Annotated in this window: 26 protein-coding genes; 12 read left to right on the top strand and 14 right to left on the bottom strand. The window is 47.0% G+C overall.

The genetic code is table 11. The features are described from left to right. Nucleotides 1-12 precede the first annotated feature (12 nt). The 9 genes from ACWHX8_RS03585 (at nucleotide 13) to ACWHX8_RS03545 (ending at nucleotide 5,826) form a co-directional block, all read left to right on the top strand. Complete coding sequence (locus ACWHX8_RS03585; protein WP_447970594.1) at nucleotides 13-810, top strand: DUF4198 domain-containing protein; 798 nt, start codon at nucleotides 13-15, stop codon at nucleotides 808-810. A 15-nt stretch (nucleotides 811-825) separates the two neighbouring features. Next, a complete protein-coding gene (locus ACWHX8_RS03580; protein ID WP_447970593.1) occupies nucleotides 826-1,608 on the top strand; it encodes a PepSY domain-containing protein in 783 nt (260 codons plus the stop codon). Between the two features lie 214 nt (nucleotides 1,609-1,822). After that, nucleotides 1,823-2,089 (top strand): hypothetical protein, encoded by a 267-nt coding sequence (locus ACWHX8_RS03575; RefSeq protein WP_447970592.1) that lies wholly within the window; start codon nucleotides 1,823-1,825, stop codon nucleotides 2,087-2,089. A 317-nt stretch (nucleotides 2,090-2,406) separates the two neighbouring features. Next, the gene (locus tag ACWHX8_RS03570) at nucleotides 2,407-2,862 is read left to right on the top strand and encodes a PepSY domain-containing protein (RefSeq protein WP_447970591.1); all 456 of its coding nucleotides are present in this window, start codon (nucleotides 2,407-2,409) and stop codon (nucleotides 2,860-2,862) included. A 119-nt stretch (nucleotides 2,863-2,981) separates the two neighbouring features. Continuing rightward, nucleotides 2,982-3,317 carry a hypothetical protein gene (locus ACWHX8_RS03565; RefSeq protein WP_447970590.1) on the top strand — a complete coding sequence of 112 codons (336 nt, stop codon included), beginning with the start codon at nucleotides 2,982-2,984 and terminating at the stop codon, nucleotides 3,315-3,317. Nucleotides 3,318-3,347: 30 nt separating this feature from the next. Beyond that, nucleotides 3,348-3,770, top strand: a complete 423-nt coding sequence (locus tag ACWHX8_RS03560; protein WP_447970589.1) for a hypothetical protein — start codon at nucleotides 3,348-3,350, stop codon at nucleotides 3,768-3,770. A 421-nt stretch (nucleotides 3,771-4,191) separates the two neighbouring features. Then, complete coding sequence (locus tag ACWHX8_RS03555; RefSeq protein WP_447970588.1) at nucleotides 4,192-4,314, top strand: hypothetical protein; 123 nt, start codon at nucleotides 4,192-4,194, stop codon at nucleotides 4,312-4,314. A gap of 94 nt (nucleotides 4,315-4,408) precedes the next feature. Then, complete coding sequence (locus tag ACWHX8_RS03550; protein ID WP_447970587.1) at nucleotides 4,409-5,668, top strand: PIN domain-containing protein; 1,260 nt, start codon at nucleotides 4,409-4,411, stop codon at nucleotides 5,666-5,668. Next, nucleotides 5,665-5,826, top strand: coding sequence for a hypothetical protein (locus ACWHX8_RS03545; RefSeq protein ID WP_447970586.1), 162 nt, complete (start codon nucleotides 5,665-5,667; stop codon nucleotides 5,824-5,826). The genes ACWHX8_RS03550 and ACWHX8_RS03545 overlap by 4 nt, the downstream gene beginning before the upstream one ends. A 126-nt stretch (nucleotides 5,827-5,952) precedes the next feature. On the opposite strand, the gene bfr is transcribed toward ACWHX8_RS03545, so the two are convergent. Continuing rightward, on the bottom strand, nucleotides 5,953-6,429 hold the full coding sequence (gene bfr, locus ACWHX8_RS03540) for a bacterioferritin (protein ID WP_447970585.1): 477 nt from the start codon (nucleotides 6,427-6,429) through the stop codon (nucleotides 5,953-5,955). A 330-nt stretch (nucleotides 6,430-6,759) separates the two neighbouring features. Here bfr and ACWHX8_RS03535 point away from each other — a divergent pair, with 330 nt between their 5' ends. The 3 genes from ACWHX8_RS03535 to ACWHX8_RS03525 all read left to right on the top strand — a co-directional run bounded on the left by ACWHX8_RS03535 (nucleotide 6,760) and on the right by ACWHX8_RS03525 (nucleotide 7,917). Next, entirely contained in the window at nucleotides 6,760-6,903 is a 144-nt protein-coding gene (locus ACWHX8_RS03535; RefSeq protein WP_447970584.1) for a hypothetical protein, read from the top strand. Nucleotides 6,904-7,002: 99 nt separating this feature from the next. Then, on the top strand, nucleotides 7,003-7,548 hold the full coding sequence (locus tag ACWHX8_RS03530; protein ID WP_447970583.1) for a hypothetical protein: 546 nt from the start codon (nucleotides 7,003-7,005) through the stop codon (nucleotides 7,546-7,548). Between the two features lie 30 nt (nucleotides 7,549-7,578). Next, the gene (locus ACWHX8_RS03525) at nucleotides 7,579-7,917 is read left to right on the top strand and encodes a thioredoxin family protein (RefSeq protein WP_447970582.1); all 339 of its coding nucleotides are present in this window, start codon (nucleotides 7,579-7,581) and stop codon (nucleotides 7,915-7,917) included. Between the two features lie 604 nt (nucleotides 7,918-8,521). On the opposite strand, the gene ACWHX8_RS03520 is transcribed toward ACWHX8_RS03525, so the two are convergent. The 13 genes from ACWHX8_RS03520 to rapZ form a co-directional block, all read right to left on the bottom strand. Then, nucleotides 8,522-9,766, bottom strand: a complete 1,245-nt coding sequence (locus ACWHX8_RS03520; protein ID WP_447970581.1) for a trypsin-like serine peptidase — start codon at nucleotides 9,764-9,766, stop codon at nucleotides 8,522-8,524. A 31-nt stretch (nucleotides 9,767-9,797) separates the two neighbouring features. Then, nucleotides 9,798-10,097, bottom strand: coding sequence for a hypothetical protein (locus tag ACWHX8_RS03515; protein WP_447970580.1), 300 nt, complete (start codon nucleotides 10,095-10,097; stop codon nucleotides 9,798-9,800). Nucleotides 10,098-11,284: 1,187 nt separating this feature from the next. Further along, entirely contained in the window at nucleotides 11,285-13,990 is a 2,706-nt protein-coding gene (gene glnD / locus ACWHX8_RS03510) for a [protein-PII] uridylyltransferase (protein ID WP_447970579.1), read from the bottom strand. A gap of 50 nt (nucleotides 13,991-14,040) precedes the next feature. After that, a complete protein-coding gene (locus ACWHX8_RS03505) occupies nucleotides 14,041-15,828 on the bottom strand; it encodes an NAD+ synthase (RefSeq protein ID WP_447970578.1) in 1,788 nt (595 codons plus the stop codon). A 177-nt stretch (nucleotides 15,829-16,005) separates the two neighbouring features. Beyond that, entirely contained in the window at nucleotides 16,006-17,265 is a 1,260-nt protein-coding gene (locus ACWHX8_RS03500) for a GAF domain-containing protein (protein WP_447970577.1), read from the bottom strand. Between the two features lie 81 nt (nucleotides 17,266-17,346). Continuing rightward, nucleotides 17,347-18,456, bottom strand: coding sequence for a 3-dehydroquinate synthase (gene aroB, locus ACWHX8_RS03495; protein WP_447970576.1), 1,110 nt, complete (start codon nucleotides 18,454-18,456; stop codon nucleotides 17,347-17,349). Nucleotides 18,457-18,564: 108 nt separating this feature from the next. After that, nucleotides 18,565-19,725, bottom strand: coding sequence for a chorismate synthase (gene aroC, locus ACWHX8_RS03490; protein ID WP_447970575.1), 1,161 nt, complete (start codon nucleotides 19,723-19,725; stop codon nucleotides 18,565-18,567). Between the two features lie 38 nt (nucleotides 19,726-19,763). Continuing rightward, on the bottom strand, nucleotides 19,764-20,084 hold the full coding sequence (locus ACWHX8_RS03485; RefSeq protein WP_447970574.1) for an AMIN domain-containing protein: 321 nt from the start codon (nucleotides 20,082-20,084) through the stop codon (nucleotides 19,764-19,766). A 203-nt stretch (nucleotides 20,085-20,287) separates the two neighbouring features. Further along, nucleotides 20,288-20,815, bottom strand: a complete 528-nt coding sequence (locus ACWHX8_RS03480) for a hypothetical protein (RefSeq protein ID WP_447970573.1) — start codon at nucleotides 20,813-20,815, stop codon at nucleotides 20,288-20,290. 23 nt (nucleotides 20,816-20,838) lie between these two features. Then, complete coding sequence (gene gspM, locus ACWHX8_RS03475; protein ID WP_447970572.1) at nucleotides 20,839-21,429, bottom strand: type II secretion system protein GspM; 591 nt, start codon at nucleotides 21,427-21,429, stop codon at nucleotides 20,839-20,841. After that, nucleotides 21,426-22,019, bottom strand: coding sequence for a PilN domain-containing protein (locus ACWHX8_RS03470; protein WP_447970571.1), 594 nt, complete (start codon nucleotides 22,017-22,019; stop codon nucleotides 21,426-21,428). The genes gspM and ACWHX8_RS03470 overlap by 4 nt, the downstream gene beginning before the upstream one ends. Beyond that, nucleotides 22,001-23,083 carry a type IV pilus assembly protein PilM gene (gene pilM, locus ACWHX8_RS03465; RefSeq protein WP_447970570.1) on the bottom strand — a complete coding sequence of 361 codons (1,083 nt, stop codon included), beginning with the start codon at nucleotides 23,081-23,083 and terminating at the stop codon, nucleotides 22,001-22,003. Before pilM ends, ACWHX8_RS03470 begins: the two co-directional genes overlap by 19 nt. 495 nt (nucleotides 23,084-23,578) lie before the next feature. Beyond that, nucleotides 23,579-24,505, bottom strand: coding sequence for an RNase adapter RapZ (gene rapZ, locus ACWHX8_RS03460; protein WP_447970569.1), 927 nt, complete (start codon nucleotides 24,503-24,505; stop codon nucleotides 23,579-23,581). Nucleotides 24,506-24,594 lie beyond the last annotated feature (89 nt).

Raw genomic sequence — 24,594 nt, 5'->3', positions numbered from 1 at the left:
AAGGAGATGATCATGACACACACACGTAGAACCGTCATTGGGTTGACCACACTGTTGGTAGGACTTCTGGGCTATGCGGCCAACACGCCCGCTCATTTTGTCTGGATTGAAAGTCCAGCAGCGCTTCCCACCAATCAACCCGCAATCGTGAAAGCCTATTTTGGAGAGTATAACGAGCAGCTCAAAGAGCAGACTGGGGGGCGGTTAGATGAACGCGCCGGATTGGCGTCATGGCTGATTGAACCAAACGGGACCAAACGAGCCCTCGACATGACGCAACAATCTAACCACTTTCAGATACCCATTCAACCACGTAACCCTGGCACATACAATCTTATGGCAATGGATCAAGACGAACCTGTACGTGATGGGACACCCTACCCAAGTATCGGCATGCTCTATAAACCGATGTTTTACGCCCGCACACAATTTTCAATCATTGACACGCATGCCGTGTCCGCACAGACAGGAATGACAACAGAAACATTGCCATTAGATATTGTTCCTCGCCAGACATCTTCAGCCAAGCAGTCTACCCGTCCAACCGTGAATGAGGAACTGGCTCTTCAAGTCATCTTTCAAGGTCAGCCTCTCGCCAAGGCCACTCCGGTGGCCCATGCACCCAATGGATGGAGTAAAGAATTGCAGACCAATGAATCAGGAGTCACGAAGTTTACGCCACTCTGGCCAGGAACATATGTCATCGACTATGTAAACCTCGAAACAACACCTGGAGATTTTCAAGATCAACCGTATGAAGCTATCCGTCATCGAGCCACCCTCACCATCCAGGTGACTGGCGATCAATAAGGAGAGCATCGGCCAATGTCATGGGGAAACGAACGCTGGTCCCGGAGAATGCACCGGATTATCGGAGTCTCGTCTGTTGGATTTCTGTTGTTTATGGTCATCACGGGTCTTCTCTGGGCCAATGCCCAATACACCTATTGGGACGCAGGATATAAAGAACGGGTGGGGAGCGTCTTGCCAGCCCCATCCGTGGAGTCTGCACGGATTTCTCTCCACGAACTCTTTGACCACTTGCATCACCACGACATGCTTGCAGGCAGAGAGATCCAAGAAGTGAGTCTACGGCAAGACTTTGGCCGGCTCTTCTATGATGTTCGCCTCTCTGGAGGACATCCCTCTTCATCCATATTGATTGATGCGTTGTCGAAAGAACGTCTGTCCCCTATCTCCCGAAACCTGGCAGCCATCATCGCTCAGCAATATGTGAGCACAGAGTCTCACCTCGCTGCTATCACCATGGAGTCATACACACCACAAAATACCAACCTCGAGCTTGAGGCAATCCGCGTCAATTTTGATAGACCAGATGCTGCCACGATTATACTCGACCGGCACACCGGAAGAATTCTAGAAGACGAAAGCCTCTGGCGACAGTTTCATTTTCTCGTAAAACAATTACATCAATTAAACTTCTTTGGCTTCAACAAAACGCTCTTAAACATTCCAGGCATGGTTCTCTTAATCATGGGGATTAGCGGTCTGTGGCTTTGGCGATTGCAGGTCATTCGAGAGCATCGAGCCCAACAAAAAGCCTTACATTCGGAATACGGATATACCCGACCCACTCGTCAATCATAAGCCGACTCTGACATAAGAACGCAACCCTGTTTCCCAGCAAAACCATCTAGCTCCACTCCGTTTTCACAATTTCCCATATACCATTTCCTTCTATTTCATATGTGTCTATGGAATTTGAACATGTTTTTCCTCTGATATGACATGGCCGTAGATATGAATTATGACTACTATTGAAATTGATAATGATAACCTATATCATTTAAAGGAAAAACGAATGAGCCACCTATCTCTCATAAAAAAACGAATGAGTTCTTCTACAGAAAAAGTGACGTTCATCCTCTTCAACATGTTGCTGTTGTCCAGTCTCACCAGCTTCGTCCATGCAGCTCCGCCGATCGAACCGGAAAAAACCTATCTCGTAAACGAAGACGTCAATGTCATTGCTGGACTGTACTTTCGGGAATATTCGCTCACAGGCAATGGCGTGATCGACTACAAAACAGCGCGGCAAATTATCGTGTCGGAGTACAACGAATACTGAAATACGGTCGTGCATACCAAAGAACACCCCTTACTTTATTGGTATGACAGCGACCAAAACGGCCACATGGACATGTGGGTTGATCGAAAGGTGGAAGGATGCGCATGTGACATTGTCCCCTATGAGACAACCGACTCCGAAAACGGCCACTCGTATCAACAGGAGACCATATCGATTCATAGTACACACCAGCCATAGTTCGATAAAGAAATTGGGAAAGAAGTGCCTCTAGGGAAGGGCATGTTTCACAAAGTACCTCTGAAATCACATGATGATTTTCGGTCACACAACCTCTTACCAACAAGGAGAACATTTTCATGAATACCATGCGTCACTTCAAGCAACGACGATTTGGACTCTCGTTACTCGTAGGCCTGGGAATCATTATCCTCACGTCCGGGACTGCGCCAGCAGCACAAAGTCATGAGCAAGTGAAGACCAACATGGCTCAATCGGCACGTATCACCATAGACCAAGCCATTCAAACCGCGACACAAGAAGTCCCAGGCACCGTGATTAAAGCCGAACTTGAGCAAGAACATGGTCCCCTCATGTGGGAAATTGAAGTTGTCGCGTCAGATGGCAAAATCCATGAAGTCCACATTGACGGCACAAGCGGAAAACGCTTAGCCCTGGACAGCAGCCATGAGGCTCATCACGCATCAGAGGAAGGCATTCATGCCGGTTCGGTCGACAAGGGTAGCGCAACCATGCCTGAACAAAACATGAAGCCAGCCACGACTGAAGAGAAGACGCCAAAGATGCAACCATAAGAAACGCTCGCCCTCAAAACCACAATCTCTTGAGGGCGAGCAAGCGACGACCGTCACATAACTCGATACGGCACCAGGAACCATGACCAAAGGATGATCCACCAAGGAAGGAAATTTATATGATTTCTGAACGCTTAGAACACACCACCGATACGATCAGCATTCATGGAGAGTTTGACTCTAAAGCTGCGCTAGAGTTTTCCATTACGGCACAACGCGCTTACCATATGGGCTTCCGAGACTTTCACGTGAGCCTCAAAGCCGTCACGATTATCGATAAAGCAGGACTGATGCTCCTCTCCTCGATCATTCAGCAACTCCAGCAAAAAGGCTGCACTGGAAATATTATTCATTCACCGGCCTCCCTTCAAACTGAACTGCTCACGTATCAGCAAAGCAAGATACTTCCCACCGTACGCAGGAAACGTGCAAAACCTGTAGCACTTACTCATTGATCGACCTCACAACCTAGGAGCCTTGCGACCATGAAACCTCTTCTCGAAGACATTTCTTCTTACTGGCCACCTCCCCCTCATGACCCGCGTGAACGAACACGCGTGGGACGAATTGATCGGTGGGAGGTCAGGATGTTTTCACAACACGACGCCTCTCACGCATACGCCACACACAACGAGTGTATGCACTTACAATTATGGCATCCAGCTTGGAAGGTATCGATCTTAACGCCTTCTCGCTTGACGGGAAATTTCTATGAACTCTTTCCGTTTCGAGGGGCGAAACTCCCAATCTGTTGCCTCACGACCGTGAATAACGTCCTCCAGCATCTTGAGGTTCCTAGTATTGATCTGGTGATTGTACAATTCATGGAACGCTATTTAATTTCTGATGAATCATTTCGAGCCCTATCCACTTACTCACCAGTCGAGGCTGTGCCATACGAAAACTAAGACTAAAACGATTAAGACAATGGAGACGAGGCCGACGTTTCTCGACAGCAGTTTATGGCTCTCACGCCTCAGAAACAGAAACACCTCGTGGCATTTCCCGAAAACTTCATTCTTTTTAAAATTGAAGAATAATAACTCAAAGCATTATCTGATTCGACTGAGGCTCGACATGCCGCCACAATACATTTCAGCCCCCTACGCTTAGTCGTTCACCTCCCGCATGTTCCATTTCCTCGACCTGGTTATTGGACATATTTTTCCGGATATTGAACATGTCAATTAATTTGCCAATCCCTTAATATTGATAATGATAATAAAATTCAAAAACATAAATAGACATTGACGAAATAGTAGGCAATATTCATGAAACAGGATAATTCTCGAGATCTATCTCAGCCATCGGAATTGAACTATGAGCAAGATGATGAAGACAACACCGATGTTCGATGCACATGCGGTCGCCTACTCGCACGGCTCACAGTTGACGGGACCGTACTTGAAGTCCGATGTCCCCGATGTAAACGACTATGGTCATTCCCATTGAAACCTGCATCGTGAATCCAATGGAACGCTAAAAACCTCATTCTCATTCACCCTTCCCGACCACGAATGACCGTCCAGCAGAGAGGACCAAATCCATGAGCAAAGCACCACTTCATACAACCCCACAAACCTCCAAACCTTCGACCTCGACCTCCTCCAATTCTCATGACCACCCCATGAATGCGACGAAATCTGAGCCTGCAAGCACGCATCAGCCTCCTCGAATATTTCACCGGCAAACCATCTACCTTCGCCTGCCTTTCGTCGTACTTGGGTTTTTACTGGGAAGCGCTTTAGGTTGGCAGATCCATCCTCATAATTGGTCAATGGTCTTGGGGTGTGGACTTGGCGGACTCATGCTTGCATTGACCATTCTCGCGATTGAATCCATCACCTTTCGCTATCCCGCCTCTCGCATTATACAGGTGGCGCAAAGCGCCGGGATTGGAGTGTTGCTTGCGTCACTATTCGTATGGATGATCACGATCCTCTTCCCAGCATCATCGACACTTGTGTCGTTCATGACCCTCGCGAGCATGCTCGCCTTTCCGTACCTCACTCTCTCCATCAAGAGTCGAACGCCAGAAAACACACCACAGCCAAGCCCAGAACCCTGGCCTTGGCCCCTTGAAGAACAGGCTACGCTTCCAGTGAAAATACTCGACACAAGTACCATTATCGACGGAAGAATTTTAGATCTCTATGAGACTGGATTTTTGGAAGGGCCTGTCATCATCCCACGCTTCGTGCTGCTTGAACTCCATTCTGTCGCCGACTCATCACAGGCATGGAAACGTGCGCGTGGCAAGCGAGGCCTAGACATCCTGCATCACCTTCAAACTCTTGCCAACATTGACGTCCAAGTGTCGGAGCAAGACTTTGCCGATGTTCCCGAAGTCGACCATAAGCTGATCAAACTTGCTCAACATGTTCACGGGAAAATCGTCACGAATGACTGGAACCTCTCTAAAGTGGCCGCGCTTCAAGGAGTCCAGACTCTCAACGTCAATCGCCTATCCTACCAACTCAAGCCTCCCGTTTTACCCGGCGACACGATTCGCGTATTCATCAATAAGGAGGGAGACTTGGACGGGCAAGGGGTTGCCCATCTAGACGATGGAACGATGGTCGTGGTTGATCAAGCGCGAGCCTATGTACAGAAGACCGTCGACATTGTCATCACCAAATTCATGCAGACGCATACTGGGCGTATCCTCTTTGCAGCCCGACTTGAGCATGAACCAGATAATCCGTTATCCGCGAGTCATACGTCATCACTCACACCTGAATCTCGCACCTATTCACGCCATTCACTCGTCGCTTCAGGAGGAACAAGAAAGGAGTCCTATAGATGATCATTCAACATTGTCCACGCTGTGGAAAAGAAAGCCTTGCACCAACTGGGGCCTATTGGACATGTACCGTCTGTCGCATGGCCATTACGTCTCAAGCATGGTCACGAGATACCCGACATCAAACCCTCTCACGTCGACCATTGGCTCAAACTAAGTAGAGTGCTTGCATCATTGACAATCGTACGTCTTGTAGTACGCAAAAAAAAGGGAAGCGCGAAAGCGCTTCCCTTTTGCCTAACGGGTATTTCTACAAACAGAATGCCCTATGTACAGTAGAGCGTTTCTCAGCCTTCTTTTTTCATTTGCTCGCTTAAGTAGTTTTCAAGCCCAACCTGCTTAATCGTCTCGAGCTGCGTTTCAATCCAGTCAATGTGCTCTTCCTCATCTTCAACCATAGTCTCAAGCTTCTGACGAGTGTTGTAATCCCCAACTTTCACGCAATGCTCAATCCCTTCCGTCAGCAACTTCACCATCTCTTTTTCCTTCTGAAGGTCAAGCTTGAGTTGCTCAGGAACCGTTTCTCCAATCGTCACTTTTCCGAGACGTTGGACATTAGGCAACCCTTCCAAAAAGAGAATATGGCGAATGATCTCATCGGCATCCTTCATTTCGCCGAAGCTCCGCTCTTTCACTTTGTGCTCAAGCCGCTCAAACCCCCAGTTTTCACACATTCGGGAATGCAAGAAATACTGATTTATGACCGTTAATTCTTCCGTCAAGATTTTGTTCAATAAATCGACGACACCTTTTTTGCCTTTCATGACCGGCCTCCCTTACTTCATAAACGTGAATAATACATCTGTGAAAATTTTATATTTTTTATTCTCTATTATGATCATTGCTCAGATGATTCTATTATCGGAGAAATCCATACAAAAGTCAATATAAAGTCCTAGGTACAAATAACTAACATTGAATCTCATTATCATCTTCGATGAAACAACTTCTCACAATCATTTCATATATTTAGGTAATATCACCCATGTTGTAGCAAAAATTATAGATCTTACTCAAATCGCATACTCTTGACACACCCCAACAGCTTCAATTATGATAATGATAATAGTTATCATGATCATGCAAAGACGGCCATGCAACTCGCCTCATTAAATACCGCAACCCTTCTTCAGGGGATTGGAAAAGCCTATTTCCTGGCCAAGGGGCGTTCTCATGCGCCCACCCTCCTCTTCGCCTCTTGGCCTTCCCCTATTTCGACGTATCCGGCTCAGGCATAACCATGACATTCACGAAACACGGACATACTCATAGCACTCAGCACACGACAGATCCGCTGTTTCATTTTCTGACATTTTGAACATTGGAGGATCATTCACATGAAAATTGGATCACCTATTCCACCTTGGCGCGTTCCCACGTATATCAAAGGCACACTCACCTTTTCTTCTCTCTCTCACTTTTCCACTCACCCATTGGTTCTCTGCTGTGCGCCATCACTCACTGCGCCACAAGCGTGGCTGCTCGAATCCCATATCAAAGACTTCCACATGCGTCAGGTATTTCTCGCCACACTCGTTTCGCGTTATATGGATTATGACGTGCCATGGACTCTCCCCTCATCGAATTTTCGTCTACCATTACTGACAGACCCATTGAATCGGTTAGGTCGTTCGCTTGGCCTCTCTCGTCATCTTCCCGCGAACCGATGCGAAACCCTGTTTTTTAATCAATGCCATCGATTAGAATTTCGCTTACTTCATGACTTGACTGCGAAAGGGATAAGCAGAGTCCTGGAAATCACAGAACATCATTTCCCACATCTCCTTCTATTCCAAACACCAGAATCAATGCCAGAGGAACAACACGTGCAGCCTGCCCTCCAAGACGTTGCAACTCTTGCAACCGCACATGTTCCAACATGAGCCTTGCTCAGCCTGCTATAGTCGGTCATCATGATTGCAGAACTTGAAGACCGGAACTTCGATCAGTACGTGGAGTCGGCTTCCGTTCCCGTACTGATTGAGTTCTGGCAACCCGCATGTCGGCATTGTCATGCACTCCTCCATGAACTGGAGCTTGTCCAAACTGAGCTCGGCGACCGCATCCTTATTCGAAAAATGAACGTACAGGAAAACCACCTCATTCCTGCCGATCTTGAGATTCAATCACTCCCCGCACTTGCACTTTTTATCAACGGTGAATTTCAAACCTTCATCGGTGGGATTGGAAAGAAGAATGAACTCTTGCAACAGCTAGAGCCTTGGCTACCAATACACTACCCCAAACACTAACGGTTGGTCCGCTACTCAATAGATCCTATCGAGGTTCCGGCGAGAAACGTATGAGCAACGCGAATCATGTTCTCTTGTCTCATGAAGGTGAAGACTCTCAACGGTGAAAGTTTCGAAGATATCTCGCCTGCTGCTAATGCATGGTTGCCGCTTAATTAAATGGCGTATTCGTAGCAGCTTCTGAGTCTGATTCGTGAGATGCTTCAGCGACTTGTTCCTAGGAGTAGTCAGTGGCAGTTAAACAAACTTATGACTCAACAATAGATATGCCCCTATTTTTAAATGCGTACACGCAAATACACATTGCTCCCTTACATTGCTGTTCTCCCCGCCCTTTCGGACGGGGAGTCCTCGTTAAAAGTAAAGGAATGAGGTCATCCCTCTTTGACACTTCGTTTGGCACAGATGAAGCTCCAATGCAGCCAATTCACACTCAATAATGTATTAGAGTGCACCACTACCCATTTCTGTCATTAAGGATGCTTGCGGGCAATGGGACGATAATGCCAGGCTATTTCACTGTCCTTCCATTTTCTAAAGAGAAGATTTGCAAACGCCCATAGGGGGCATCGCAGTGGATGGGTATTGTGTTCCATCACACATGTCATACCACTTCTGCAATTACTGTTGCAGTCACGTATCCAGAGAAGGCATCATCGAAGTTCTTGTCCGCATACTGGCACTCGACACGTACATTAACGGTATCGCCAGATACCGATACGACATCGGTGTCTACTTCAAGAACATTGATGTGATGATCCGAGTTAACAAAGTCAAGTTTATATCCATTTAATGCAACTCCTGCCTGAAGGACGTTTGAATTAAATTTCGTACTTCCTTCAATGCTTCTGCGACCAGTACCAGAAGGTACGCTGAGGCTAATTGTGCGAAAATCGAGATTTTGACTATTGCTATTGACGATACGCATTAACGTATTAGACACGGCGAGAATCGAAGTGATTCTCACCCCATGATTGTGACTTTGAGCCGCAGCTGAACATCCGCCATTCGTGTGCACACCGATAATATGACCGTCTGGACTCTTTAGAAGCCCAGACCCCGAACTACCGCCCAAGGTATCAATACTGTCATATCCAATCCTGGAATCGTGCAAATGAAATACTGGACCAGCTTCCACTCGCTTAGGAAGGCCGGCGGGATGCTGAATGATACACAGCGTGTCTCCTTCAGCAGCATCTGCAGAAGAGATTTTGGTCCATCCGAAGAAGTCTCCTGGATTGCCCGCCAACCGCACAATAGCAAAGTCTAGACTACCCAGCCTATATTCGACGAGACTGAGAACATCAAATGATTGTTCGTTTCGCAGAGTTCCATTTTGATCAACTTGATAATTGAAGTTGACTTGCATATTAGTCGCTATTTCTTGTGATGAAATGATGTCATTCGTCCCATTTTGCAATGGCCGTTGCCAACCGCCTCCGGTTTGATCAAAACAGTGCCCTGCTGTGAGGAAGAGATCTCGTGAAATGAGTGTGCCAGAACACCATCGCACACCGGACACGTTACCTGGGTTTGTGTAAATAGATGCTAAGTTGTCGTTCCACTGGAGCTGACCTACGGCGGCCTGATGTTCTGCGACAAACTGTTTCGTCACCCCTAGTGTCCCATCGTACTGCTCAACTGGCTGAGAGTCATCGATTCCACCGCAGATGCTTTCAATCTGGATACTTCCTGGATTTTCCCGGAAATTTTCAGAAAGGCCATGCTCCCCAGCTCGAAATGGAAACTCCGGAGCAAATGTCCAGTTGGTATGTTCAAATTTATGTTCTCTCTTTTTCTTGTACACCTTCGATTGTGTTTGTTTCTGTCCAATTTTCTCTTTTGCCATGAGAGCTACCTCCTTTATTTTCAGTCCGTTTTCATTCAACATCAGCGATTACTAAAGCTGTAACATACCCCGAATACGAGTCATCAAAGTTCTTATCAGCGTAGTGGCATTCCACACGAAATTTAACTGTGTTGCCACTGATAGTCACTGTATCCGTATCAGCTTCAACGACATTGATGTGGTGATCAGAATTTTCATAATCCAACTTAAATCCGTTCAATGCAACACTTGCACGCTTCACGGAGGAATTAAAAGAAGCGTTCCCTTCAATGCTCCTACGCCCTGTACCATTTGGAATTACGACACTTGATGTACGGAATTCGATTGCCATAGCCTTACTCCTTTTTTTATTTGTTTTAATAAGTTGAGACTGAAAACGACACGTTGTCGAACGCCAACCAGCCTATCATGACCATAGATTATCTAAAGTCCAGAATGAGTAACTGCGGAGGTGCTCTGGCTATCGCCTGCTTGAAGACACACCCCCTTGTCTCATTTGCGAATAACACCAAGGCTCCTTCTCCAGTTCGCGTTTCATGTGTTTCACTAAGGATATTTTGAGCCACCCCCTAAAGTCGTTGACCTTCCTTGAATGTGTTGAATAATGAAGTGATGCGGATGATTTTCAATATGACTTAGATAGAAGTAAACGCCTTCGCAATTCTTCTGAATTCTCTCTTCCCCAAACCGTGAAGATGGAAAGGCCGCAGTCATTTCAAAAACAAAGCAAGGGACATACCAGTCCCACAATAAAGGGTGAAATTACTGGAGTTAACAGAGAAATCAGAGTTTAGTTGGAGGTGAACAAGGCAGGCTTCGCAAACGAGGAGCCATGTATGTATCGAAATATGGACTAACTGTATCTAAGTGGATAAACAAGGAGTTGTTGAAAGACTCAGTATTTCCCAATCGGCGAATTACATCTATAATTGTCTATCAACGTAATGAGTAGAGAAGTGGGTTGCGTCAGCGTCGGGAATGATTACCCGTTTAATATTCAGATACTATAGCCCATGGGGAGAAAATCGAGGCAAACAAGTTGAAGGAATCATCGCGCATCAGTATAGCCATCAATACTCTTCAGTCTTTAAATATTGTTTAATCGCTGCCGTCTCAAATAAATGCACAGAGTAGCTAATCGTCACAAGTCCGTCGACCAACCAGTACCAGTTCATAGATCTATTCCACCACCTAACTAATATTGGCATTCAAGTCTATCGCACTCTAGAATTTGTTCGTGATTTCTTCTGTAAGTCAAGGCTTGAGAATCAAGCCTCACCTTCTCTCAACTGTACAGGCTACTCAAGAAACTGCCTAGATGAGCATCAAGGTTTGCACTGTTGGTTATTGGACGCCTGTACATTAATTCATCATACTTATTTCAATCTAATTGAAGATCAAGACAATAATCTGGAAAAAGGAATGTTGTTGAAATGTTTCACGCAAGTCAATGATGCTAAAAACCCAGAGGCCTATGGAACAAGGAGTGAGATGATAGTGCTATCGAAAGTCTTATCTTTATCCATCAAGGAACACGTCAACTTCTTGTTGAATTGTTTCTTGAATACGTTCGCAGGTCTGTTGATTCACGATTTTCTGACCATCCGACGTAACATAAAAAACATCGGCGGCTTGATCTAATCGCTTGCCAATTCGCGCGGAGTGAATGGAAAGCTTCAAGCCAACTAACGCCCTGGCGATCACAAAGAGCAGCCCTTGCTTATCATCGGCAAACACCTCGATCACCGTATGCTGATCTGAGCTGTCATTATCGATTTGCACTTCTGTTTCATTTCGACCGGTAGGATAGAGTCGACCAAAGACGACTCGTTTTCCTCGTGCAAATACTTGATCAACCGTGTCTTCGCCTTTCAATACCGAAATGACGGTCTGACAGACTCGCTCCAGCCTTCTGGGAGGAGGAGCCCCATCATAGTCTGGGTCTTTGACCGAAAACGAATCGACAACAATGCCATCTTTTCTGGTCAGAATTTGCGCATCAAGCACTTCCAAACCCAGCGCCGCCAACACTCCTGTCATATTCATAAAAATACCAGGCTTATTCCCTCCGTAAGCCAATAAGGTATATTCCGTCACGTTCAAATCTTCATGGTATTGCGTTTCAACCAACGGAGCATCAGGGGTCAAGCGTTCGATAGCCGCAAGATGCAACGCAATACGCTCTAACGAGGTACTCGATCGGTAACGTGCAGGAAACTGAGACAACTGCACCTCGACCCACGGCTTATCGGGTTCCGCATGGTGTGCTGAAGAATCATGCACCTGTCCAGCCTGACACAGTCGTAGGTGCACATCCTCCACTTGCTGTTGCTCTTCTTGTTCATCCAGCCTTAAGTCTCCATGACCGGCAAGCGTGTCTTGTGTGTGTGAAAATAATTCGATCAAGAGTGTCTCTTTCCACTTATTCATCACGTCAGGCCCAACGGCGGCAATATCTGCAACCGTTAAGATTAAAAACTGCCGTAGGACTTCTTGAGATTTTACCGCGCGGGCGAATTTCTGAATAACTTTCTCATCATGAATGTCTCGACGAAACGCGGTATGCGCCATTAAAAGATGCTTATGCACAAGAAACTCCAACATCCGACTCTCGTCGTCCGTCAAGCCCAGACGCTCTGAGGTCTTGTGCGCAATCACCTTCCCAGCATCACTGTGATCCTCGGACTTCCCTTTTCCCAGATCATGAAGCAAGAGGGCCAGGTGCAGAAGATCCTTCTGTTTGATATCAGCATAGACTGTTCCGAGTGTTCCCTGATCTGTTGCTAACAACTCGGCCTGTCGAACGGCGAGAAGGCTATGCTCATCAACCGTGTATTTATGATATTGATTGAATTGCATCAATCCCCGAACGCGGGCAAAAGCCGGAACGAGTTTCTCCAGAAGCGTGGCTCGATGCATCGCCGTCAAGGTCTGAGCCACACGCCCCGTGTCGGAAAGAATTTCCCGGAATATACGACTCACGTTTGGTGTATGAAACTGTTCATTGGGAATATCATTCACATAATCATGTAGCTCTTCTATCGTATGACTTTTCACAGGCAACCCACGTTCCTGGCTGAGACGAAACAAGCGAACGAGTAATTCTGGGTTCCCTAAGACCTGCGTAAGCTTCTCCGAAGGAACGGTGAGCCGATCACCAACCTTGAGGAAGCATCCTTCGATCAAGGGTGAAGGGAACGAGTGCCACACTCGCTTCCACCAGGGGAATTCCCGGGTCCGATCGATAAAACGCAGACATCGATCATGAAGACCCATCGTATGACGATAGTACTGCTGCATGAATTGTTCGACGGCTAGCAGATGCGGTTGGTCAGACATACCAAAATTCGCTGCTAATCGCTCCTGATCTTCAAAGGTCAAGATATCTTGCGCTCTCCCTGCATCAAAATGCATCAGGCATCGAATGCGCCATAAAAACTCTCGAGCTTCCTGTATAGCCAGTGCATCTGTCCGTGCAATGACTCCGCAATTGGTTAAGTCTTGAATAGTAGACGCTTGATATTTCGCCATTCCGACCCATTGTAAGAGGTGAAGATCGCGTAACCCGCCCTTACTTTTCTTGATATTGGGTTCAAGTAAAAAGACGGTTTCCCCAAATTTCGCGTAATCCCGTTGACGTTCTTTGAGTTTTTGCTGGATAAATTGAGGCACCCGTTTATCCAAATTTCGACGGGTAAAGCGATTCTGGAAATCTTGGAATACCGCAGGATTTCCCGCAAGGAAACGTGACTCCATTAATGCGGTTTTGGCTGGCAAATCGGCATCTGCCAGTGACAGAGCTTCGGAAATGGCGCGAACACTGTGTCCAACTTGAAAACCTAAATCCCATAAGTGATGAAAGAGCCCTTTCGATAAGTCCGAAACCGCTTGAGAGTCACTGGCAGCTTCCGATAACAGCATCACATCAATATCCGAATAAGGAGCTAACTCCCGACGGCCATAGCCGCCAACCGCCACCAGACAACATCGCTGGACATCCGCTGCCGCAGCTTGACCGGCTTGATGGATAAGGTGCCGATATCGACCGGTCAACTGCTCATCGACGAGGTCGGTAAGAGATTCCACAATCGCCGCGCCGGTTGAACCGTTGACGAGTTGTGCGCGCAAATCTTCGCGGCGCGCGTGAAGCATCGTCTGAGTTGAACGTGTAGGGGAATCCGGATGATTCGGTTCAGGGTCACGAGTCTGAATTGAATCACTCATCGTAGACAGCCCTCCCGACGCAAAACGTTACTCGACTGGAATTCCGATACTCATGAATGCGGATATCGATTGGTAATCGGCATGCGGCGGTCTTTCCCGAGCGCCCTTGGTGTAATCTTTATCCCAATGGGGGCTTGCCGACGCTTGTACTCGCTTCGGTCGACCATGGTAATCACTTTCTTCACGAGAGGTAACTTAAACCCAAGGGCCGCTATGTCTTGCGGAGATCGATCCTCTTCCACATACGCTCGAAGAATCTCATCCAAGACGGAATAGGGTGGCAAGGTGTCTTGATCCAATTGATTATCCTTGAGTTCAGCCGATGGTGGACGATCTTGAATGCGTTGCGGGATTTTCAGATGGTCAAAGTGATCGCCGTGATACAGGCTCCTCCAACGAGCCAATTCAAACACCATCGTCTTGGGTACATCTTTGATGACCGCAAATCCTCCAGCCATATCGCCGTACAATGTGGCATAGCCCACACTCATTTCACTTTTATTTCCGGTCGTCAAGACTAAATACCCAAACTTGTTCGATAAGGCCATTAAGAGATTCCCTCGAATTCTCGCCTGAAGATTCTCCTCCGTCGTATCGGGCGGTCTATTCTCAAACACTCCATCAAGCAATCGAAGATAGGAGTGAAATAAACGGCTAATCGGAATGTTGAGTAATTCCATACCAAGCTCTTTGGCTAATGCTCGAGCGTCCACACGACTGGCCTGAGATGTGTACGACGACGGCATGACGACTCCAATAACATTCTCTGAACCGAGCGCATCTCGTGCAATCACTGCGGTGAGGGCTGAGTCGATTCCTCCACTGATACCAATGAGCACTTTGGTAAATTGGTTTTTTCTCACATAATCATGCACCCCAAGCACCAGGGCTCGATACACTTCCTCGAGCGGCTCAAGCACCGAAGTCAATCTAGGCTTCACGTGTTTTCGTGTTTGGGCATATGACGTGGTCGAGATGATAACGCGTTCAATCTGCTTCCCAAATTTTTTCGTGGCACGCGCTTTAGCCTTTACCGATGTCAGAGAGCTTGTCGATTTACCGAGACAGAGATCAGTCACGATAAAGTCTTCCTCAAACGCCTTGCCGCGGACAATGACCTGACCCTCTTCACTGACAATCATGCTGTTCCCGTCAAATATAAGTTCGTCTTGCCCTCCCACCATATTGGTATAACTCACGGGAATACCGTTCTGACGAGCACGGGCGGCCAGCATCCTTTCACGATTATGGCCCTTTCCTGACTGGAAGGGAGAAGCATTAATATTAAGAATCAAATCGGCGCCTCCAACAAGGGCCTGCACACGTGCAGGTCCATCCGGGTACCAGATATCCTCGCAAATATTGACGCCCACAACAACGCCATTCATGACAAACACTGGAATTTTGTGCCCGGCATGAAAATACCGGCGCTCATCAAACACACCATAATTCGGAAGATATCGCTTGCGGTACGTACCGTAGATATGACGATCAGCCATGACAGTCGCGGCATTGTAGAGATGACTTAACGCCGTCGGCACAATCTGTGTCGGCGGCTCGTCATTTTCATAGTTACCAGTGAGACACCCCACCACAGCACTCAGTCCATGGCTCTGTTTAACAATACGCTCCATCATTCGATTCGCATCATACAGAAACCTCGGCTTGAGCAGAAGATCTTCCGGAGGATAACCAGTGACCGCCAGCTCTGGAAACACGACCACATCTGCTTTGGCTTTACGTGACTCTTTTAGCCATCGACAAATCGATTGGGTATTCCCTTCCAAGTCTCCAAGAATGGGATTCATTTGTACCATGGCGATTCGAAATGTCTGCATAAAAAAAACGCCCTCGACTCCACCCAGAGTGAGGACGCCCTTGTCCTGCTATAGTATGTTCGTATCCAGATGAGACGTCATTGTCTCACACATCATGCGCTACGTTCGTTAGAAGTAGCAATCCACCTCTTCAGGTGTCAAGCACAAGAACCCCCCTAGAATTCACTGAGAGTCAATTTATGGGCTTTTTGTAGCCACCTGCAGCTCTTCCGAAAGGATAATGGCCTCCGCGATCTCCCGCATGGATTTTCGTAAATTCATACTTTGCCGCTGAATAAGTTGAAACGCTTCCGGCTCTGACAACTTTCTTGATTGCATGATATAGCCTTTTGCACGATCTACCAGTTTTCGAACTTCTAAGGCTTCCTGCATTTCAAATGACTTTTCAACCACGTTCGTATGAGCAATAGCCACAGCCGCTTGATTGGCAATGGTTTGCAACGACTTAAGCTCTTCCGAAGAAAACTCGTACACAAACGAAGTATAGCAATTAATCACACCAATGGCTTTATCTTTCATCATCATCGGAACCGAAACCAACGAACAAAGCCCTTCCCGTTTCGCAAGATCTTTATAGAAGTAGTCTTTTTCGGTTTTCACATCGGGAACGTAGACCGGTTGCTGCTTCTTAATCGCACGTCCACTCATACTTTGCCCAATTTTCAAGACCGGCTTGCGACGATAGCGTTCACTCAAGCTTTGTGTTGCTTCAATTCTCAATTCCCCTTTGCATTCATCCAGCAACATAATTGAGCATATTTTTGAGTTCGTCATGTGGGCCGTCGTCGTCACTATCAGTTGAAGAACCTCGTCTAGCAATCGATTGGATACAACCGTTTCGGACACTTGGGACAAGGTATCGAGCTGCAATGCTCGCGACTGCATTTCTTCGTACAAACGAGCATTATCAATTGCCCCCCCAACTTGATGGGCAATGGTCGAGAGGAGCGTTAAGGATTCGTCGCTATAGCGTTTTGCCCGTTTGTGCTGGACATTAATGACACCAACGACAACGCCTTTACTTTCAATCGGCACAGACACAAAGGCTTGATACCGATCCTCAGGCAAACGATTAAAGAGTTTGAATCGTGGATCATCACTGGCGTTCTTGGGAATCACAACACGAATATTTTCTCGTGCCACCCAACCAGTAATACCCTCACCCAGCCCAATTGATACGCGACCAATCAACTTCGGATGCGGGTTTTTTGAGGCCCGCAACACTAATTCGTCACGTCGGTCCGACAACAGATAGAGGAGACAGGCATCGGCCTTCGTCACCTCGACCACGACTTCCACAATATGCCTGAGAACAGCTTCGAGGTCCAAGGTGCTGCTAATGGACTTACTGATTCGGTGCAACACTTCGACTTCACGCGTTCGCTCACGCAAGGTCTGCTTGAGGGCATCGAGAGTCTGTGGTCGCTTACCAGCCATGAGTGTTGTTAGACTTGATTTGTAAAATTGATTCCATATGCATAAGGAAATTTGTGCAGAGACAACATGGAATTAACAGGTTTAGGTATTCCGGGCAAACCATTTCTTCACTGATTTCTGCTCTAACGGAATGACTGCAACCCGACCGATAGCCTTGGGAACGACACAATGAATATTCCCGTTGACCACCTTTTTGTCATGTTGCATCGCTGTCCAAAATTCGGAAAACTTCATTTTGGGAAGTTGATCCGAGAGTCCGGCTTTCTGAATGATTTCTCGTTGCCGCTTTACGACCAGGGAAGAACAGAGCCCGAGAGAATGCGCCAGATCGGCTTCTTGCACCATTCCAATACCGACGGCTTCCCCATGTATCAGCTTACGATAGCCAGACAGGGATTCGAGCGCATGGCCAACCGTATGGCCATAGTTTAAAATTCGTCTCAATCCCGACTCTCGCTCATCTTTCGCAACCACCTCTGCTTTAATTTCACAACACCGTTTGACAAGATATTGAATCGGTTCTGTTTTCAATTTCAAAATTTCTTCGATATGGTCTTCGAGATACTGAAAAAAATGACGGTCATAAATGACTCCGTACTTAATCACCTCGGCTAATCCTGCGACCAATTCGCGTGTCGATAGCGTGCGAAGTGTGCAGGTATCCATCAGCACCATTTTGGGTTGATAAAATGCGCCGATAAGATTTTTCCCTAAACGGTGATTAACGCCGGTTTTTCCTCCAACGCTCGAATCAACCTGCGCAACTAGTGTGGTGGCGACCTGGATAAACGGAATCCCCCGTACATACATTGAAGCGGCAAACCCAGCAATATCTCCAACCACCCCTCCTCCTAATGCCAGAAGGTTATCCGACCGCTCGAAACGCTGTGCGACCAACTGATCAATTATTTTCGATGCCCACCCGAATGTTTTTGCACGTTCACCATCAGGCACTTCGATAAAGAGAGGACGAAACCCGCTCTGTTTGAGAGAGGTCTTGACAATATTTCCATAGAGTTGACGAACAAGGGGATTGGTCACGATGGCCACGCGACCGGAAAGACCGGCCTGCTGAAGACACTGCCCGATGTCGTACAGCAAGCCTTCTTGAATATGAATAGAATAGCTTCGTTGTCCTAATGCAACGGGCACGGTCAGTCGAGGAGCTTTCAGACGATGAGAATGTTTCATTGGTTCAAATCAGATGGGATTCATGAATATTCAGTAATGCCGGCGACAGACACATCAAGACAATCGCATGTGAAATAATCATCTGGAGGTTGTCACGATTTGTAACCATTAGAAAGACTTGACATATTCCTGATAGGCATCAAAATTTCGCTTCATCTCTTCTATCGTGTCACCCCCGAACTTTTCAACCATCACATTGGCCATTTCAAACGCAATCACGGCTTCTCCCACGACCCCAGCTGCAGGGACGGTACAAATATCTGAACGTTCAACTGTGGCTTCAAATGGTTCTTTCGTTTGGATGTCGACACTATTCTTTGGGGTATAGAGTGTCGCAATAGGCTTCATCGCAACCCTGAGTACGATTGGTTGCCCATTCGTAATACCACCTTCCAGACCACCGGCATTATTTGTTTTACGAAGAAACGTATTTCCCTCTTCGCCTGGATAGATATCGTCATGGACTTCAGAGCCAAAGCTTCTCGCCGCCTCAAAGCCCATTCCAATCTCCACACCTTTCATTGCTTGAATGCTCATGGCGGCCATCGCCAGGCGAGCCGTGAGTCGCCGATCCCATTGCGCATACGTACCTAATCCTATAGGAGGATTGGTCACCACGACCTCAAATACTCCACCAAGAGAATCTCCCTTATGTTTCGCGGACCGGATCAGTTCGATCATTTTATCACCAGCGGCTGAATCGTGACAGCGCACTTGTGATTGCTCCGCGTGTTCATAGGCACGCAACGGATCATCTGCGATTGGAGCCTTCACACTGCCAATTTCAGTGGTATAGCTCACCACTCTCATATCAAATTGCGCTAGCAACGCTTTTGCCACTCCGCCAATTGCCACTCGAATCGCGGTTTCTCGCGCACTGGCTTTTTCCAAGACATTACGAATATCTCGATGTCCATATTTAATCGCACCGACCAAATCGGCGTGCCCCGGTCGAGGGCGGGTTACGACTCGTTCTGTGACCGGCGGACCAGGCTCAGCCGCCATAATATCTACCCAATTTTTCCAGTCCTTATTTTCAATTGTGAGGCCCAGAGGATTGCCAAGGGTTTTCCCTTTTCGCACACCACAGGAAAACTCAATGCGATCCTTTTCGATCCGCATTCGGCCACCACGTCCATACCCCCCTTGCCGCCTGACAAGGTCCACATTAATCTCCTCTGCCGTTAGGGGTAATCCAGCCGGAACACCCTCCAAGACCGCCATCAGACATCGTCCATGAGACTCTCCAGCATTCAAATACCGCAACATAGCATCACCTTATCACCTAAAATGTTCGTAACTGCTGACTATGACTTGAATTGAATCGCAAGAATGCTCTTGCGCACTTTAATGGCATATTTGACTCGTGCCGCCAATGTAAAGACAAGACGGAGCTTTTGAGGATTTTGCTCTATTCGAATTTCTTTGAGCAAACGATGTTCTACCTGAAGTGTATCAAAACTCAATGACGAAATACTGTCAGAAAAGTCCAATGCCAATTGAGACGCGCGAATCGCGACCAGTTGATAATGAATGTTTCCATCGCCTCGTACAAACACTGTAACAGAAGACGTTTGACGTTGGATGGTCACCTCGGTCAATGTCAATCCGAGCTTTCCAGTTTTCACCCGCATTTCAATTTGATATTTGAAGCGTTATAGCGAATCCATGAGGACTCTCAACGCGGTATCACTCGCTTCAAGGATACGAAGTTCATTGAATCAGCTATACCGGAAGTTATTGAAAACAGCTATAACCTTCTCACTCTTCGCGTGAATTGAACCCGCGTGGCAAGATATCTTCATACTCCACAGCGTGCAAACAGATATCGCTACTTACCACTCGTAAACGTCAGTTCCATGGTCTGTGGCTGATCTCTACCATTCTGGACTCTTCCACCGTTCTGTTCCAACCACTCCAGCGTCACGATCGTGCGAGTCAGACCTATAACTCGAATATTTTCATCTGGGAGAATATCACCAAGAGACACAAAATATCGACTGCCATTTGTATGCTGAAGCATAGCATGAGGACCCGTCACGCCAGACATGATACCAAGCAGACTCCAGTGAACTTTTGGCAAAGAGGGAGGATGCACGGCAGGCTCTTGGACCCATGGCACGATGTTCGGTTTTATAATTGAGCGAAATGGATCGCGTCGGCCTTCTGCGACATACTTATACGCTTGAGATCGGCTACGATCTTGTATGAGGGAGTCCTGAGCTTCGACCTGAGACCAGCCAGCGCCAAGCATAAGCACACCTGTTGCTATGCCTATTATCAACACCATATGGGCATAGCCGGAGCATCCCAAGCCCACATCAGCGACATTTGGTAGATACGAATATGTTTTCATCATCGGTGTTCTAGAAAGAAACCCTCCTACATGTGATTCTGTGTGTTATGGCTTGAACCCAGTAATGGCGAAGGGACAAGACTGAGAAGTTGAAAGTCAGCCGTCAAGACATCCTCTCCTCTGCTTACATCATTCAACATACGAAGGCGTATGTGATCAACATCGACGACCCAGGGTAATTCAAGAATCGCCGCAAAACATTGCGCAATACGGTGATATCCTCCCTCAAACCTTCCCCTCATTGACAAGAATCGACCTTCAGAATCTGACCCGTTTCCTCTGCTATTCGGCATCCAAAATACGAGTGGCAGCCCAAAACGTTCTGCAATTTCCATCACCTCTTTTCTTGGACGAACCGTCTGAATACGGGAAGACATAATGACTTCCTGCAGAGCCTGCGAACTGACTCCCTTTTGCCGATTCGTATCTAATTCAGCAACCTTTTCCTTTTGACGCTCAACAGCTTGCTCTAGATACCGAACATTAGCTTCTAGCGCTTCGATTTCATTTGTGGTTGGCTGCCACACCAGGGCATAAAACACAGCCCAGATAAATCCAACTGCCACGATGCACAACATGAGACGTTGGCCGGAAGGTATGGTGTTGAGCCAACTCACGATGACGACCCCGGCCGCTGAGTAGTAAATTGAAGAGAAAACTTCTGCATAATGGCATCTTCATGGAGAGTTTGAGGCTGAATTTCCATTCGAACCAGACGTCCGAACATGATTGACTCTTCGAGGGTTTGGAGAAATTGCCCCACATCTCTGTGAGACAATGCATGTCCCTCAACAGCAACATCGTCTTCTTCAATCGATAGCGCACTAAACCATATGCCAAATGGCTCTGCACTCCGGCTAATCTCGTCCAAAATGAGAATGGGGAAAATCTGTTGTTCACCTGTCCTCGCCAGAAATTGAGCCTGCGCCATTAATCGCCCCGATTGATCTGGTGCATTCAACAGCATTTCACCGCTTTCCGTATTCGCAACTATTGTTGCGAGCACCTGTTCTTGGGCATTTTTTTCTTGGCGTATCAAATCTCGCCGTTCAAACAATGAATTCCCCCAACTCCAACAAACTGTTCCATTCAACAGCACGAGAACAATCCCTAAGATCAATTGCCAGTGCACGCCTGCAGATTCACGACGGGCGCTGGAGATACGATGAGGAAGTAAATTAATCGTAATCATTGCTGATAATTGCATCGTACGGCTAATCCAACCGCCACGGCCGCTAAAGACGAATACGGTGCCACGATATTCCCGCTAGCCATAGCAGAAATTTTGAGGCTACGAAAGGGATCGATAATATTGACCGGAACATGTAGGTGCGAAGACAGATGTGCAACTAACCCGGGAAGATGAGCATAACCTCCAGATAACCAGATTTGTTGAATCATCTGACTTTGCTCGTACGAATGACAGTCGTCGAGAGCTCTTCGTACCTCATAGAGTATTTCGCTATAGACCTCTTCTAACATTTCATGTTGAGCCATAGGCTCGAAAACCTGTTGAGGAACTTCAGCCTCCCCGTCGTTCAAATACTGAGACTCTTCTTGCAAAAGATCTTGCGCCCATTCTCCTCCAAGAGCCGCATCCCGCATGGCAAAGTGCTCAGCGTCTCCTACGGTGATGATGTTTAGACCGCTAGGCCCAATATTCACCACCAGCCCTGGAACATGGACGACGCCGTGACCATTCAACTCATGCATATTCGCTAGAGCGACACAATCAATATCCACGACGACTGGACGCAAGCCTGCCCGTTTGACTAAGGCGACTCGTTGATCAACTATGTCCTTTTTAGCCGCCACAAGATAGACCAGCATTGACGATGAGGGATGAAGGTGATGCCGTTGCGGAACATAATAGTCCCAATACACCTCATCACGTTCATAGGGGAGATATCGCTCCACCTCCCATTCAAGATGACCTGCAAGTTCGTCTTCGGACATCCAAGGTATTTCTAGGGGTTTCATGATAATTGAAGGCCCTGAAATAGAAATAGCGACATGTGCCCCCTCTATTCCCATGTCCACAATCAACCGCCTTAGTACTTCTGGAAGATCGTGTTCTTGCTTGTTGGTTGTCAGGTCACCCGTTCCAATCGAGATCGCCTTCACGCGAACATCCGCGAGCTTCCACCCTCCTGCGTCACGGTTCAGTTGTACAACTTTGATCAGCCGGGTTCCAATATCCAACCCGATATGTCGTGAAGACGGTCGAATGTTCTTAGAGAATCTTTCCCAAAAAGGCGGCTTACTAGTCATGAGCTTTTCTGTGAAGAAACCTTGCATGCGTGAAACCCGTATCCCAATAGAAGAATATTTTATCGTTTTGTCATGCAACGAGTGCTTATAGCGAAACGAAATAACTTCCAGCCGAATGTACATCATGGACACAGCGCACAAACACACGTCGTACAAACTAAAGTATATTGGAACGGCTATAACAGACGACGCTGAAACGTTCCCTTACACAACAACCAATGCATGAACCTTCTCGCTCACGTATCCTTCGTCAGCATCTCAGGGTAAAACACGAGAAGGATCAGCAATGAACACAAACAGCACTTACCGTGCATCGATACGTCATTCAGAATTCAGAAATAGCCAGAAACGAGTTTAAGAGTCAAGGTAGATTCAAAAAGAAATGAGGGGTCAATGGGCGAGAAACCGGAAGGGTGCACTCAAAAACGAAAGCGGGACAATCATCATGTATCCAAGAGGGCATACGCGGAACGGAATGCGTATAGAGTCGAACGTTTAAACTTTTTCTGTTTCGGCTGACGAGCTCACGATCTCTCGATGACGTAGCATAGCCTTATAGCCAAATGCTTCGAACATCTCACATAGCTGGATCGCCATCACAACCGATCGATGTCTGCCGCCAGTACAGCCAATGGCAATCGTTAAATAACTCCGTTGTTCACGTTCAAAGAGCGGGAGTAAAAACGAAAATAAACCCTGTAAATGCTGTAAAAACGATTGCGCTTCACTGGTCTCTAGTACGTACTTTTGAACTTCTTTTTCTTCTCCGGTGAGAGATTGCAAACTCGGAACAAAGTACGGATTTCGTAGGAATCGAACGTCAAAGACCATATCCACATTGTAGGGAACACCATGTTTATACCCGAAGGTTTGCAGCGTCACCTTCATTTTCTCAGCGTGACTGCGTTCTTGATATTGCCGACCAATCCATTGTTTTAAATCGTGTATGGAGAAATCTGACGTATCGACGATTCGGTCTGCTTGCTGGCGCAACGTTTCAAGCCGTTCTCGTTCAAGCAGGATACCTTCGATGACTGGTTGCTGTGGGAGTAGCGGGTGGGGTCTTCGAGACTCTGAGAAACGACGAACGAGAATCTCATTCTGCGCTTCGAGAAACAACAGCTCAATTTGATAGCCATGGTTTTTCAAACGTTCAAGATTGCTGGAAAAATCAGAAAAAAACCCTCGTTCCCGAATGTCAATTCCTAATCCGATATTCTTGACATCCCCCCCTCGTTCAGCGCACAGCTCAATAAATTTTTGAAACAAGGCAGGCGGAAGATTATCAACACAGAAAAACCCAATATCTTCAAGACATTTGAGCGCTTGAGTTTTCCCTGAACCAGACGACCCTGTCACGATCACGAGTCGAAGATTGGCTAACTCATCACGATAACTATCCAGTTTATCCTCATTCGGCATAGAGCAGTTCGCTATCAATCAAGTGCATTGATTGTTAATTCATTCGTTGACGGGACCGGAGTCGTTGGCTATGACACGTGAGAGCATGA

Source organism: Nitrospira sp. M1, from assembly GCF_965152605.1.
The sequence above is the reverse complement of the archived record's forward strand: the minus strand, read 5'-3'. Positions and strand labels throughout refer to the sequence as shown.